This is a genomic window from Pseudomonas sp. IT-P12 (assembly GCF_949767465.1).
Lineage (GTDB): Bacteria > Pseudomonadota > Gammaproteobacteria > Pseudomonadales > Pseudomonadaceae > Aquipseudomonas.
This window is the reverse complement of the sequence record NZ_CATKPY010000011.1, coordinates 867,221-881,542: the sequence shown is the minus strand read 5'-3', so window position 1 is coordinate 881,542 and position 14,322 is coordinate 867,221. Positions and strand designations below refer to the sequence as shown.

The 14,322-nt window shown below is 62.8% G+C and carries 9 protein-coding genes and 1 pseudogene; 8 read left to right on the top strand and 2 right to left on the bottom strand.

The features are described 5' to 3' along the window. Positions 1–21 precede the first annotated feature (21 nt). Together narL and ACM6IM_RS07095 are read right to left on the bottom strand one after the other, a co-directional pair. Complete coding sequence (narL, locus tag ACM6IM_RS07100) at positions 22–663, bottom strand: two-component system response regulator NarL (RefSeq protein WP_192308229.1); 642 nt, start codon at positions 661–663, stop codon at positions 22–24. Then, complete coding sequence (locus ACM6IM_RS07095; protein ID WP_414864641.1) at positions 660–2,462, bottom strand: HAMP domain-containing protein; 1,803 nt, start codon at positions 2,460–2,462, stop codon at positions 660–662. Before ACM6IM_RS07095 ends, narL begins: the two co-directional genes overlap by 4 nt. 304 nt (positions 2,463–2,766) lie before the next feature. On the opposite strand from ACM6IM_RS07095, the pseudogene ACM6IM_RS07090 reads away from it, so the two are divergent. The 8 genes and pseudogenes from ACM6IM_RS07090 to moaA all read left to right on the top strand — a co-directional run bounded on the left by ACM6IM_RS07090 (position 2,767) and on the right by moaA (position 14,258). After that, positions 2,767–4,069: pseudogene (locus tag ACM6IM_RS07090) on the top strand (MFS transporter). Beyond that, entirely contained in the window at positions 4,047–5,459 is a 1,413-nt protein-coding gene (locus tag ACM6IM_RS07085; protein ID WP_414864640.1) for a NarK family nitrate/nitrite MFS transporter, read from the top strand. Before ACM6IM_RS07090 ends, ACM6IM_RS07085 begins: the two are co-directional and overlap by 23 nt. A gap of 69 nt (positions 5,460–5,528) precedes the next feature. Then, positions 5,529–9,302 carry a nitrate reductase subunit alpha gene (locus ACM6IM_RS07080; protein WP_414864639.1) on the top strand — a complete coding sequence of 1,258 codons (3,774 nt, stop codon included), beginning with the start codon at positions 5,529–5,531 and terminating at the stop codon, positions 9,300–9,302. Position 9,303: 1 nt separating this feature from the next. After that, positions 9,304–10,842, top strand: a complete 1,539-nt coding sequence (gene narH / locus ACM6IM_RS07075) for a nitrate reductase subunit beta (RefSeq protein ID WP_201192052.1) — start codon at positions 9,304–9,306, stop codon at positions 10,840–10,842. 2 nt (positions 10,843–10,844) lie between these two features. Further along, on the top strand, positions 10,845–11,600 hold the full coding sequence (gene narJ, locus ACM6IM_RS07070) for a nitrate reductase molybdenum cofactor assembly chaperone (protein ID WP_192308223.1): 756 nt from the start codon (positions 10,845–10,847) through the stop codon (positions 11,598–11,600). Then, positions 11,593–12,273 carry a respiratory nitrate reductase subunit gamma gene (narI, locus tag ACM6IM_RS07065; RefSeq protein WP_414864638.1) on the top strand — a complete coding sequence of 227 codons (681 nt, stop codon included), beginning with the start codon at positions 11,593–11,595 and terminating at the stop codon, positions 12,271–12,273. Before narJ ends, narI begins: the two co-directional genes overlap by 8 nt. 7 nt (positions 12,274–12,280) lie before the next feature. Beyond that, on the top strand, positions 12,281–13,240 hold the full coding sequence (locus ACM6IM_RS07060) for a peptidylprolyl isomerase (protein ID WP_414864844.1): 960 nt from the start codon (positions 12,281–12,283) through the stop codon (positions 13,238–13,240). A gap of 25 nt (positions 13,241–13,265) precedes the next feature. Then, entirely contained in the window at positions 13,266–14,258 is a 993-nt protein-coding gene (moaA, locus tag ACM6IM_RS07055) for a GTP 3',8-cyclase MoaA (protein WP_414864637.1), read from the top strand. Positions 14,259–14,322: the final 64 nt, after the last annotated feature.

Sequence of the window (14,322 nt, the reverse complement as noted above, 5' to 3'; positions counted from 1 at the left end):
ACCTCCAAGGAGGCATGCCCTTCAACCCGCACTGCGCAGGTGCTCCATGGCCCAGACCGCCGCCTCCACGCGCGAACGCAAACCGAGTTTGTGCAGCAGGTTCTTCACGTGGACCTTGACCGTGCCTTCGGTGATGCCCAGCTTGTGCCCGATCACTTTGTTGCTCAGGCCGGCGGCGATGGTTTTGAGCACCTGGCGTTCGCGGTCGGTCAGTTCCACCACCGCCTGGCGCGGCGGCGAGCGCAGCGCCTGGGCCATGACCCGGGTCAGGCCGGGGCTGACGACCAGCGTGCCGTCCAGGGCATCGCGGATGTACTGGATCAGCAGCTCGGGCTCCATGTCCTTGAGCAGGTAGCCATCGGCATCCAGGCGCAGGGCATCGCGGATGTCGTCTTCGGCATCCGACACCGTGAACAACAGCACCTTGCCGGTGAAGTTCATGGCCCGCAGTCGACGCAGGGTCTCGATGCCGTTCATCTGCGGCATGTTGTTGTCGAGCAGCACCAGGTCAGGTTGCAGGGGCTCGATCAGGGTCAGCGCCTCTTCGCCATGGTTGGCCTCGCCGACAATCATGAAGTCATCTTCGAGCTCGAGCATCTGACGGATGCCGCGACGCATCATCGGATGGTCGTCCACCAGCAGGATTCGGTGTTGAGGGTTCATGCGACGCTACCTTCTGTGTGCTGTCCGAGGAATTCCGGGTGGAATTGCAGCTGGACGAGGGTGCCCTGGGGCTCCCTGGAAAAGATGTGCAATTGGCCGCGCAAGCTGCGCGCCCGTTCATCCATGATGTTCAGGCCGTGGTGTTCGCGCTGGTCGACGTCGCCGCTGAAGCCGCGTCCATCGTCTTCGACCAGCAGCCTCACGGTTTCACCGTCCTGGCGCAGTTCCAGCCAGGCATTCTGCGCATGGGCGTGGCGCAGGCAGTTGGAGAGCGCTTCACGGGTGATCTGCAGGATGTGAATCTGTTCGCTGGCCGACAGCTCGAAGGCTAGCGTGTCGACGTGCAGGTGGACCTTGAACTCGCCGCGACGGGTGAATTCGGCGGCGGTGTCCTTGAGCTCCTGGATCAGCCCGGCATCGTTGATCTGCAGGCGAAAGGTGGTCAGCAGCTCGCGCAGTTGGCGATAGGCATTGTTCAGGCCGTCGCGCAATTCGCTGGTGACGTTTTCCAGGGTCTGCACCGGTTCCCCGCGGCGCATCAGGGTCTGCATGCGGCTGACCTGCAGCTTCATGTAGGACAGCGCCTGGGCCAGCGAATCATGCAGCTCGCGGGCAATGATCGTGCGCTCTTCGAGCAACAGCAGGCGGTGATCCTGTTCCCGTTGGCGCTTGAGCGACAGCGAGGTGCCGATCAGGTTGGCCAGGGCCTGGATCAATTGGGTTTCCCAGGCTTGCGTGGGGTGGCCGTCGATGAAGTGCGCCTTGAGTTCGCCCAGTTCGCTGCCCTGGTTACTGATGCTGAAGGTCTGCTGGCTGGTGTTGTGGTGCCTGTCACAGGTCGCGCAATCACTGCTGGCGCAGACCTCGCGGCTGTTGGCGCCGTGCAGGGCGATCAACAGTTGGGCGGGAGCCTGCTGTTGGCCCTGCAGGCACAGAGACAGGCGCAGGCCGGGCAGGCGTTGCTGGAAGCGCCGGATCAAGTCGTCCAGGCCTTCGGCATTGGCCAGGCGCGTGGCCAGGTTGCGGCTGCTCTGGTACAGCAGTTCCAGGGCGGCGTTGGCTTGTTGCAGGTTCAGGGTTTTCTGCTGGACCTGGCTTTCGAGCGTGCGATGGGACTCTTCGATGGTCTCGGCCATGGCATTGAAACTGGTGGCCAACTGGCCCAGTTCGTCCTGGGACTGATGGTTGACCCGGACCTGGAAATCACCGCGACGAAAGCGCTGGGTGGCGTTCACCAGCTCTTTGAGCGGGGAGACCACGCCGTACTGCAGTTCGTACAGGCCAATCAGCAGGATGATCATGGTGCTGAACAGGGCCATGCCCTGAATCACCTGTTGCCAGCCCTGCTTCTGTTCGCTCTGGCGTTGCAGCAGGCTGACGAACTGGTTCAGGCGTTCCACGAAGGGCTGCGCCTGGGCCTGGAAGGTCGCGGCGTCACCGCGTTCCAGCGCCGGGTGCAACACGTCGCGCCACTGTTGCTGGATCTGCCCGTAGCTTATTTGCAGTGCGGTGGTCGGGCCATCTTCAAGCACGGCCTTGAGCGATTGACTGTTGAGCCGTCGTTGCAGGCTGGTGGAGATGTCGGCGATTTCTTCCGGCGATGCACCGGCGCCGAGTTTCCAGCTCAGGTGGTAGGTCTCCATGCGCACCGAGCCTGCGGTGTTGATGGCGGCGGCATCGCCCTGGCTGAACCAGGCGATCAGCCCGGCGCTCAAGGAACTGGCGAGGGCGAGCACCGCGATCAGGATCACGGCCAGTCCGGCACGAGCGGGCAGGGAACTGCGCAACCAGCGAATCATGGGCGCAGGCCTTTGCAGAACATGGGAAAACAAGGCATGAAACGTTCCCGGGTAGGTCGGCGCCTCGATCCCGGGCGTGCTACCTCTAAAGAGTTGTCGACGGATCCTTGTCGACAGAACACTGGGTAGAAAAAGTCAAAACACTGATAAACAAGGGGTTTCAGGCTTTTCCTGAGCTACCTCCTTGGAGGTAGATGGCACCAGCATAGGCCTGGGGCCCTCGGGTGGACGTTGATGCAGATCAAGTTTTTGCGGGGTAGGGCTCTTTAGTCTGCGGCCATGGCTAACTGACTGGGAGAGCATTGTGACCCAACCCCGTGTACAACAAGGCTTGGTACTGGGTATGAGTACCCTGGCCTTCACTGTCTGTTTCATGGTCTGGATGATGTTTGCCGTGCTCGGGGTGCCGATCAAGGAACTGCTCCAGCTCAACGAAACCCAATTCGGCCTGCTGGCCGCCACACCGGTCCTGACCGGTTCCCTGGTACGTCTGCCGCTGGGTCTGCTGACCGACCGCTTCGGCGGGCGCATCGTGTTCTTCCTGCTGATGCTGTCCTGCGTCGGCCCCCTCTACCTGATCAGCCACGCCACTGCCTACTGGCAGTTCCTGGTGCTGGGCCTGTTCGTCGGCCTGGCCGGCGGTTCGTTCTCGGTCGGCATTGCCTACGTTGCCAAGTGGTTCGACAAGGACAGCCAGGGCTTCGCCATGGGCGTGTTCGGTGCCGGTAACGCCGGGTCGGCGGTGACCAAGTTTCTCGCCCCGGCATTGATTGCCGCCGGCAGCTGGCAGTTGGTACCGAAAGTCTTCAGCGCAATCCTGTTCATCACCGCGCTGCTGTTCTGGTTTCTCAGCGCCGAAAACAAGACGCACCGCAGTGCTTCGGGCGCCACGTTGCGCGAGCAGTTGGCCTCGCTGAAAGACCCGGCGGTGTGGCGCTACTGCCAGTACTACTCGATCGTCTTCGGCGGCTACGTCGCCCTGGCGCTGTGGATGACCAAGTACTACGTGCAGGAATACGGTTTCAGCCTGCAAAGCGCGGCGTTGCTGGCCGCCTGTTTCTCCCTGCCCGGTGGCGTGCTGCGGGCCGTCGGCGGCTGGATGTCGGATCGCTGGGGTGCCCAGAGCGTGACCTGGTGGGTGCTGTGGGTCAGCTGGATCTGCCTGTTCCTGCTGTCGTACCCGCAGACCCAGTTGCAGGTGCAGACCCTCAATGGCCCGGTGGATTTCCACATCGGCCTCAACCCGGCGCTGTTCACCGTGCTGCTGTTCGTCATGGGCATCGCCTTCGCGTTCGGCAAGGCCTCGGTCTTCAAATACATCGCCAACGACTATCCGAAAAACATGGGGGCGGTGTCCGGCATCGTCGGCCTGGCCGGCGGCCTGGGCGGTTTCGTCCTGCCGATCATGTTTGGCGCCCTGGTGGACCTCACCGGTGTGCGCTCCTCCTGCTTCATGTTGCTGTACGGCGTGGTCTGGGTCTCCCTCATCTGGATGTACCTCAGCGAAGTTCGCAAAAACCCGGTGCTCGGCAAAGAGCCGCCGCAGACCCGCCCCTGAATTCGAGCATTACCTAGGAGAAGAACATGTCCGTTCTGCAAAAGCCTGACAAAGGCCCGGTCATCCATGACTGGCGCCCGGAAGACCCGACGTTCTGGGGGCGCAGCGGCAAACAGACCGCCACGCGCAACCTGTGGATCTCCATTCCCGCACTGCTGCTGGCGTTTGCCGTGTGGATGGTGTGGAGCACGGTGATCGTGCGTCTGAACGCCATCGGTTTCAACTTCAGCACCGACCAACTGTTCTGGCTGGCTGCGTTGCCGGGACTGTCCGGCGCCACGTTGCGGGTTTTCTACTCGTTCATGGTGCCGATCTTCGGCGGCCGGCGCTGGACCGCCCTGAGCACCGCGTCGCTGCTGATCCCGTCGTTGTGGATGGGCTTCGCCGTGCAGGACCCGAGCACCCCTTACAGCGTGTTCGTGTGGATTGCCTTGCTCTGCGGTTTCGGCGGCGGCAACTTCGCCTCGAGCATGTCCAACATCAGCTTCTTCTATCCCAAGTCGCAACAGGGCACCGCACTGGGCCTGAATGCCGGCCTGGGTAACCTGGGCGTGTCGGTGATGCAGTTCTGTGTCCCGCTGGTGATCACCTTCGGCGTGTTCGGCTTCCTCGGTGGCAAATCGCAGGTGCTGCCGGACGGTGGCGAGTTGTGGCTGCAGAACGCCGGTTTCATCTGGGTGCCGTTCATTGTGCTGGTGACCGTGCTGGCCTGGTTCGGCATGAACGACCTGTCCAGCGCCCGCGCTTCGTTCAGCGAGCAGGCGGTCATCTTCAAGCGCAAGCACAACTGGCTGATGTGCTGGTTGTACCTGGCGACCTTCGGCTCGTTCATCGGCTTCTCCGCCGCGTTCCCGCTGCTGATCAAAACCTCGTTCCCGGATGTCATCGCACTGAAGTTCGCCTTCCTCGGTCCATTGGTGGGCGCCCTGGTCCGTCCCTTGGGCGGCTGGCTGGCGGACAAGCTGGGCGGTGCGAAGGTGACCCTGTGGAACTTCGTGCTGATGATCGTGATGGTCTTCGGCGTGTTGCACTTCCTGCCCGTCAGCCACAACGGCGAAGTGGCGCAGGGTGGCAGTTTCTACGGCTTCCTCGGCATGTTCATGCTGCTGTTCATCACCACCGGCGTTGGCAACGGCTCCACCTTCCGCATGATCCCGGTGATCTTTCGCACCCAGCACGAGAAAGCCTCGGCCGGCAAACCGCCCGCCGTGCGTGAACAGGCGCTCAAGGATGCGGGTAAGGAATCGGCGGCCGTGCTCGGCTTCAGTTCGGCCATGGGCGCCTTCGGTGCGTTCTTCATTCCCAAATCCTTTGGCACGTCGATGGCCCAGACCGGTGGCCCGGAGATGGCTTTCTACATGTTTGTCGGTTTTTACCTGAGTTGCATTGTCGTGACCTGGTGGTGCTACGCGCGCAAAGGCGCCGCGAACCCCTGCTGAAACGACCCGTATCCAACCATTGCGTGGGCGGGGCGCAGAACCCCGCAGCAAGCCTGAGAGGACTAAACCTTGAGTCATTTACTGGATCAAATGCGGTTTTTCAATCGCAAGCAAAACGAGTTTTCCGACGGTCATGGCGAGACGCGTAAAGAGTCCCGCGACTGGGAGAACGTCTACCGTTCCCGCTGGCAGTACGACAAGATCGTGCGTTCCACCCACGGGGTGAACTGCACCGGCTCGTGCTCGTGGAAAATCTACGTCAAGAATGGCCTGATCACCTGGGAAACCCAGCAGACCGACTATCCGCGCACCCGTAACGACCTGCCGAACCATGAACCCCGGGGCTGCCCGCGCGGCGCCAGCTACAGCTGGTACATCTATAGCGCCAACCGGCTCAAGTACCCGAAAATCCGCAAACCGCTGCTCAAGCTCTGGCGCGAGGCGCGCCTGACCCTGGCGCCGGTGGAAGCCTGGGCCAGCATTGTCGAGAACAAGGCCAAGGCCGACTCGTATAAAAGCAAGCGTGGCATGGGTGGCTTCATCCGCTCGAGCTGGGATGAAGTCAACGAGATCATCGCCGCTTCCAATGTCTACACCATCAAGACCTACGGCCCCGACCGCGTCGTCGGCTTCTCGCCGATCCCTGCCATGTCGATGGTCAGCTACGCCGCCGGCGCGCGCTACCTGTCGCTGATCGGTGGCGCCTGCCTGAGCTTCTACGACTGGTACTGCGACTTGCCGCCGGCTTCGCCGATGGTCTGGGGCGAGCAGACCGACGTGCCGGAATCGGCCGACTGGTACAACTCCAACTACATCATTGCCTGGGGTTCCAACGTTCCGCAGACCCGTACCCCGGACGCGCATTTCTTCACCGAGGTGCGCTACAAGGGCACCAAGACCGTGGCGATCACCCCGGACTACTCGGAAGTCGCCAAGCTCACCGACCTGTGGCTCAACCCCAAGCAGGGCACCGACGCGGCATTGGCCCAGGCGTTCAACCACGTCATCTTCAAAGAATTCCACCTGGACAAGCCGAGCGCCTATTTCACCGAATACGCCAAGCGCTTCACCGACTTGCCGGTGCTGGTGCTGCTCAAGCCGATGGCGGACGTGGCCGAGGGCGCCGGTTACCAGCCGGATCGCTTCCTGCGTGCCAGCGACCTGACCGACAACCTCGGCCAGGACAACAACCCGGAATGGAAAACCATCGCCCTGGATGCCAGCGGCGAGCTGGTGTCGCCACAGGGCTCCATCGGTTATCGCTGGGGCGAGAAGGGCAAGTGGAACATCCTGCCTCGCGAGGGTGGCGAAGGTCGCGAGATCGACCTCAAGCTCAGCCTGATCGGTGAAGACGTCGCCGAAGTCGCCTTCCCGTATTTTGCCGGCGAAGTGCAGGAGCACTTCCAGCACGTGGCCGGCGATGCGGTGCAGTACCGCCGTGTGCCGGTGCACAGCGTGGTGCTGGCCGACGGCAGCGTGGCCAAGGTGGCCACCGTGTTCGACCTCTCGGCCGCCAACCTGGCGATCGACCGTGGCCTGGGTGGCGCCAACGTCGCCCGCGACTACAACGACGCCTCGGTGCCCGGCACCCCGGCCTGGCAGGAGCAGATCACGGGCGTGAGCCGTGAGAAAGCCATCCAGATCGCCCGTGAGTTCGCCGACAACGCCGACAAGACCCGTGGTCGCTCGATGATCATCGTCGGCGCGGCGATGAACCACTGGTACCACATGGACATGAACTACCGCGGGCTGATCAACATGCTCATGCTCTGCGGCTGTGTCGGCCAGACCGGTGGCGGTTGGGCGCACTACGTCGGCCAGGAAAAACTGCGTCCGCAATGCGGCTGGCTGCCGCTGGCCTTCGGCCTGGACTGGAGCCGTCCGCCACGCCAGATGAACGGCACCAGCTTCTTCTACGCGCACAGTTCGCAATGGCGCCACGAGAAGATGAGCATGCACGATGTGCTCTCGCCCCTGGCCGACAAGTCGCAGTTCCCCGAGCACGCGCTGGACTACAACATCCGCGCCGAACGCGCGGGCTGGTTGCCGAGCGCGCCGCAACTGAACACCAACCCGCTGCACATCTGCCGTGATGCCGCCGCTGCCGGCATGGACCCCAAGGACTACGTGGTCAAGTCGTGGCAGGACGGTTCGCTGCGGTTTGCCTGCGAACAGCCGGACAGCCCGGTCAACTTCCCGCGCAACATGTTCATCTGGCGTTCCAACCTGCTGGGCTCCTCGGGCAAGGGCCACGAGTACATGCTCAAGTACCTGCTGGGCACCAAGAACGGCGTGATGAACGAAGACATCGGCCAGGTCGGTGACTGCAAGCCTGAAGAAGCCGAATGGGTCGACGAGGGTGCCATCGGCAAGCTCGATCTGGTGACCACCCTGGACTTCCGCATGTCCTCGACCTGCGTCTATTCCGACATCGTGTTGCCGACGGCGACCTGGTACGAAAAGGACGACATGAACACTTCGGACATGCACCCGTTCATTCACCCGTTGTCGGCGGCGATCGACCCGGCGTGGGAATCGCGGTCCGACTGGGAAATCTACAAAGGCATCGCCAAGGCGTTTTCCGCCATGTCCGAAGGGCACCTGGGCGTCGAGCAGGACCTGGTGACCGTGCCGTTGCTGCACGACAGCGTGGGCGAACTGGCCCAACCGTTTGGCGGCACCGACTGGAAAACCGCCGGCGTGGCCCCACAGCCGGGCAAGAACGCGCCGAACCTGCAAGTGGTGGAGCGTGACTACACCAACATCTACAAGCAGTTCACCTCGCTGGGCCCCTTGCTGGAGAAACACGGCAACGGCGGCAAGGGCATCAACTGGAACACCGAGGAGGAAGTGGAATTTCTCGGCGAACTCAATCATCACGAAACCGCAGCGGGCATCAGCCAGGGTCGGCCAAAAATCGACACCGCCATCGATGCCGCCGAAGTGATCCTGTCCCTGGCCCCGGAAACCAACGGCCATGTGGCCGTCAAGGCCTGGGCGGCGCTGTCGGAATTCACCGGCATCGACCACAGCCACCTGGCGCTGTCCAAAGCCCACGAGGCGATTCGTTTCCGCGACATCCAGGCGCAGCCGCGCAAGATCATCTCCAGCCCGACCTGGTCGGGGCTCGAGGACGAACACGTGAGCTACAACGCCGGCTACACCAACGTCCATGAAGACATCCCGTGGCGCACCATCACCGGTCGCCAGCAGTTCTACCAGGATCACCCGTGGATGCAGGCGTTCGGCGAGCAGTTCATGAACTACCGGCCGCCGGTCAACACCCGGACCATCGCCGGGGTGAAAGGCAAGCGCGGCAATGGCGAGACCGAGATCGTCCTGAACTGGATCACCCCGCACCAGAAATGGGGCATCCACAGTACCTACACCGACAACCTGCTGATGCTCACCCTGAGCCGTGGCGGCCCGATTATCTGGCTCTCGGAGAACGACGCCAAGCGCGCGAACATCGAGGACAACGACTGGGTCGAGTGTTTCAACGCCAACGGTGCTTTGACCGCCCGTGCGGTGGTCAGCCAGCGGGTCAAGGACGGCATGGTGATGATGTACCACGCCCAGGAACGGATCGTGAACGTGCCCGGTGCGCAGACCACCAAGACCCGTGGCGGCCACCACAACTCGGTCACCCGTGTGGTGCTCAAGCCGACCCACATGATCGGCGGCTATGCCCAGCAGGCCTACGGGTTCAACTACTACGGCACCGTCGGCTGCAACCGCGACGAGTTCGTCGTGGTCCGCAAAATGTCCAAAATTGACTGGCTCGATGGCACCGACGGCGATGCCTTGCCGCGTCCACTGCCGACCGACATCGAGGAGAACTGAGATGAAGATTCGCTCACAAATCGGCATGGTCCTGAACCTGGACAAATGCATCGGCTGCCATACCTGCTCGATCACCTGCAAAAACGTCTGGACCAGCCGCGAAGGCATGGAATACGCCTGGTTCAACAACGTCGAGACCAAGCCCGGCATCGGCTACCCGAAAGAATGGGAAAACCAGGACAAGTGGAAGGGCGGCTGGGTCCGTAACGCCAATGGGTCGATCAACCCGCGCATCGGGGGCAAATTCCGCGTGCTGGCGAATATTTTCGCCAACCCGGACCTGCCCAGCCTGGACGACTACTACGAGCCGTTCGACTTCGATTACCAGCACCTGCACACCGCACCGCTGGGCGAGCACCAGCCGGTGGCGCGTCCACGCTCGCTGGTCACCGGCAAGCGCATGGAGAAAATCGAGTGGGGCCCGAACTGGGAAGAGATCCTCGGCACCGAATTCGCCAAGCGCCGCAAGGACAAGAACTTCGACAAGATCCAGGCGGACATCTACGGCGAGTACGAAAACACCTTCATGATGTACCTGCCGCGCCTGTGCGAGCACTGCCTCAACCCGGCGTGTGCGGCCTCGTGCCCGAGCGGCGCGATCTACAAGCGTGAGGAAGACGGCATCGTCCTGATCGACCAGGAGAAGTGCCGTGGCTGGCGGATGTGCATCAGCGGTTGCCCGTACAAGAAGATCTACTTCAACTGGAAAAGCGGCAAATCCGAGAAGTGCATTTTCTGCTACCCGCGGATCGAAGCCGGCATGCCGACCGTCTGCGCCGAAACCTGTGTGGGGCGTATCCGCTACCTCGGCGTGTTGCTGTATGACGCCGACCGCATCAGCGAAGTGGCGAGCACCGCCAACGAGCAGGACCTGTACGAGAAACAACTGGAGATCTTCCTCGATCCGAACGACCCGGCGGTGATTCGCCAGGCCCTCGCCGATGGCGTTCCGCAGTCGGTGATCGACTCCGCCCAGCGTTCGCCGGTCTACAAAATGGCCGTGGACTGGAAACTCGCACTGCCACTGCACCCCGAATACCGCACCTTGCCGATGGTCTGGTACGTACCGCCGCTGTCGCCGATCCAGAACGCGGCCGAGGCCGGCACCGTCGGCATGAACGGCGTGATCCCGGACGTCGACAGCCTGCGTATTCCGCTGCGCTACCTGGCCAACCTGCTGACCGCCGGCGACGAAAAACCGGTCAAGCGCGCACTCAAGCGCCTGCTGGCGATGCGTGCCTACAAACGCTCCGAGCAAGTCGACGGGGTCAAGGACCTGCAAGTGCTGGCGGATGTCGGCCTGAACGTGGGCCAGGTCGAGGAGATGTATCGCTACCTGGCCATCGCCAACTACGAGGATCGCTTCGTGGTCCCGAGCGCCCACCGTGAAGACGCCATGAGCGACGCGTTCGCCGAGCGCTCCGGTTGCGGCTTCAGTTTCGGCAGCGGTTGCAGTGGCAGCTCTGACACCAACCTGTTCGGGGCGAAGAAAGCCAACCGTCGCGACGTCCTGAAAACCGTACAGTTGTGGGAGGACTGAGCATGCAAATCCTCAAAGTGATTTCGTTGTTGCTCGACTATCCGACCGAGACCCTGGTCAACGGCCGCGACGAGCTGGAACAGGCGATCCACCAGTCCCGGGAAATCAGCCCGAAACAACGTGGCGCGCTGTTCGAGTTGCTGGAGTTGATCTGCGCCAACGACCTGATGGATGGCCAGGAGCACTACGGTGCGCTGTTCGGCCGGGGCCGCTCGCTGTCGCTGCTGTTGTTCGAGCATGTGCACGGCGAGTCCCGAGACCGGGGCCAGGCCATGGTCGACATGATGGCGCAGTACGAAGACGCCGGGTTTGCCATCGGCGTCAAGGAGCTGCCGGACTACATCCCGCTGTACCTGGAGTTTCTCTCGACTCGCGAAGACGGCGAGGCCCGCGAGGGCCTGGCCGATGTCGCGCACTTGCTGGCCCTGCTCGCGGCGCGTCTGGAGGAGCGTGAAAGCGCCTACGCCAGTTGCTTCCGGGCACTGCTGCAGATTGCCGGGGCGGAGCCGCACCAGGCCGTGGCCGATCTGCGTGAGCAGGTCGCCGCCGAGGTGCGCGACGACTCCCTCGAAGCCCTCGACAAGATCTGGGAAGAGGAGGCCGTGGACTTCCTCAAGGCCGAGCAGCAGGAGCGCTGCGGCGCACTGCCAAGCGCACCGGGCAAGGCCCGGGAAGAAAGCGCAGTGCCGTTGCACTGGGTGGATTTTCAGCATGAAGGGCTGGCCGCCGAGCCAGTCAAGGAGGCACGCAATGTCTAAATGGAATCTGTTGGTGTTCGGGGTCTACCCCTATGTGGCGTTGGCGATTTGCCTGATCGGCAGTTGGGCGCGCTTCGACCTGTCGCAGTACACCTGGAAGGCGGGCTCCAGCCAGATGCTCAACCAGCGCGGCATGCGCGTGGCGAGCAACTTGTTTCACATCGGCGTGCTGTTCGTCCTGGCCGGGCACTTTGTCGGCCTGCTGACCCCGGCGTCGATCTATCACCACGTGATCAGCACCGAGCACAAGCAATTGCTGGCCATGGTGTCCGGCGGCTTCTTCGGCCTGCTGTGCCTGATCGGCTTGCTGATGCTGATCAAGCGTCGCCTGACCGACCCGCGGGTACGCGCCACGTCCAGCACGTCGGACATCCTGATCCTGTTCGTGCTGCTGGCGCAATTGCTGCTCGGGCTGCTGACCATCGTCGCGTCGACCGCGCACATGGATGGCTCGGTGATGGTGATGCTCGCCGACTGGGCGCAGAACACCGTGATGCTGCGGCCAATGGAAGCGGCGGCGTCCATCGCCCCGGTGGGCTTGACCTACAAGCTCCATGTATTCCTGGGTCTGACCCTGTTCGTGTTGTTCCCGTTCACCCGTCTGGTGCACATCGTCAGCGCGCCGGTCTGGTACCTGGGGCGTCGTTATCAAATCGTTCGGCAGAAATTCTGAGGAGGTCATCATGTCAGGTTGTGGATGTGGCGGCGGTGGTGGGGGCGGCGGTGGCTGCGGTTCTTCAAGGGTGACCGAGGAAGTGCTCGAGGTCGCACCGGTGGCCGCGGCGCAGTTCGAAGCGCTCGCGGCAGAACCGGCGGCGGTCGAAGAGGCTCCGGCGCAGTTGATTGCCAGCAGTGAGCAGGAATGGCCGATCATCAGCGTCAACGAGGTGCTGATCACCCCGCAAGCGATGGCCCAGGAGCTGCAATATCACCCGGCGCAGAGTCGCGAAGAGGCGGTGTACCTGGCCGCCAGGGCGTTGGTCATCCGTGAATTGTTGCAGCAGCGCATCGCCGAGCTCGGGCTGTCGCTCGAGATCGGTGCCGGCGAGAACGAAGAGGAGGCGGCCACGCGGCTGTTGCTCGAGCGCGAGGTTCAGGTGCCCGAGCTGGATGAGGTGACCAGTCGGCGCTACTACGAAAGCAATCGGGCGCGTTTTCACAGCGCGCCGTTGCTGGCGGTGCGGCACATCCTGCTCGAATGCGCGCCGGACGATGCCGAGGCCCGGGGCATTGCCCATGATCAGGCCGACGTGCTGTTGCAGCGGCTGCAGGATTTCCCCGGCAGCTTCGCCGAGCTGGCCTTGAAGTATTCGGCCTGTCCGTCGAAGGAGCAGGGCGGTTCGCTGGGCCAGATCAGCAAGGGCCAGACCGTGCCCGAGCTGGAGCGTCAGTTGTTCACCCTGGCGCCGGGGCTGGCGGGCAAACCGCTGGAAAGCCGTTATGGCTGGCACGTGATCAGCGTCGATCAGCGCATTGAAGGCCAGCCGCTGCCTTATGAGGCGGTGGCGACGGCGATTCGCACGCAGTTGCAACAGGGGGTCTGGCAAAAAGCCCTGGTGCAGTACCTGCAAACCCTGATCGGCGCGGCCGATGTACGCGGTATTCACTTGCAGGGTGCCGACTCACCACTGGTGCAGTAAGCATCGAGGCAAACCGGGAGACGTGATGAACGCTGTGATGCAGGATGGTTTTGGGCGGCAGATCGATTATCTGCGGATGTCGGTGACGGACCGGTGTGATTTTCGCTGTGTGTATTGCATGGCGAAAACCATGACCTTCCTGCCGCGCCAGCAGGTGCTCACGCTGGAGGAGTTGCAGCGCCTGGCCAGGTTGTTCGTGGGCATGGGCGTGCGCAAGATCCGCCTCACCGGCGGCGAGCCGCTGATCCGTCCGGGCATCGTCGACCTGTGCCGCAACATCGCTGCGTTGCCCGGTTTGCGCGAACTGGTGATGACCAGCAACGGCTCGCAACTGGGTCGGCTGGCGCGGCCCTTGGCGGAGGCGGGGGTGAAGCGCATGAACATCAGCCTCGACAGCCTGGACCCGCACAAATTTCGCGCGATCACCCGGATCGGCGACCTCGATCAGGTGCTCAACGGCATCGAAGCGGCGCGTGATGCGGGGTTCGAACGGATCAAGCTCAATTGTGTGGTGATGAAGGGGCGAAACTTCGACGAGGTGCCGGCGCTGGTGCAGTACGCCATCGACCAGCGCATCGACATCAGTTTCATCGAGGAGATGCCCCTGGGCGATGTCGGCCGCTCGCGCGGTGAATCGTTCTGTTCCAGCGAAGAGGTGAGGGCAGAGATTGCCCGCCACCATCGGCTGCTCGACAGCACGGAAAACAGTGGCGGGCCGGCGCGCTATGTACGCCTGGAGCGTCATCCCGAGACACGCATCGGTTTCATCTCGCCCAACAGCCACAACTTCTGCGGCACCTGCAATCGGGTGCGCATGACCGTGGAAGGCAAGCTGTTGCTCTGCCTCGGTCAGGACGATGCTCTGGACCTGCGCGGGCTGCTGCGCCGCTATCCGCTGGAGGACCAGCCGGTAATCAACGCCGTGCAAAAGGCCCTACGCGGCAAACCCCTGCGCCATGACTTCACCCCGCAAGGTGAGGTGCAGGTCGTGCGGTTCATGAACATGAGTGGAGGGTGAAACGACTGGCAGATATTGAGTCAGCGCGCAGGCGCTTGAAACGAACACGAAACCCTGTGGGAGC

Excerpts from the sequence above, each read along its gene's own strand:
- narL (WP_192308229.1), bottom strand. The coding sequence starts at position 663 with ATGAACCCTCAACACCGAATCCTGCTGGTGGACGACCATCCGATGATG.
- ACM6IM_RS07095 (WP_414864641.1), bottom strand. The coding sequence starts at position 2,462 with ATGATTCGCTGGTTGCGCAGTTCCCTGCCCGCTCGTGCCGGACTGGCC.
- ACM6IM_RS07085 (WP_414864640.1), top strand. The coding sequence starts at position 4,047 with ATGTCCGTTCTGCAAAAGCCTGACAAAGGCCCGGTCATCCATGACTGG.
- narH (WP_201192052.1), top strand. The coding sequence starts at position 9,304 with ATGAAGATTCGCTCACAAATCGGCATGGTCCTGAACCTGGACAAATGC.
- narJ (WP_192308223.1), top strand. The coding sequence starts at position 10,845 with ATGCAAATCCTCAAAGTGATTTCGTTGTTGCTCGACTATCCGACCGAG.
- narI (WP_414864638.1), top strand. The coding sequence starts at position 11,593 with ATGTCTAAATGGAATCTGTTGGTGTTCGGGGTCTACCCCTATGTGGCG.
- moaA (WP_414864637.1), top strand. The coding sequence starts at position 13,266 with ATGAACGCTGTGATGCAGGATGGTTTTGGGCGGCAGATCGATTATCTG.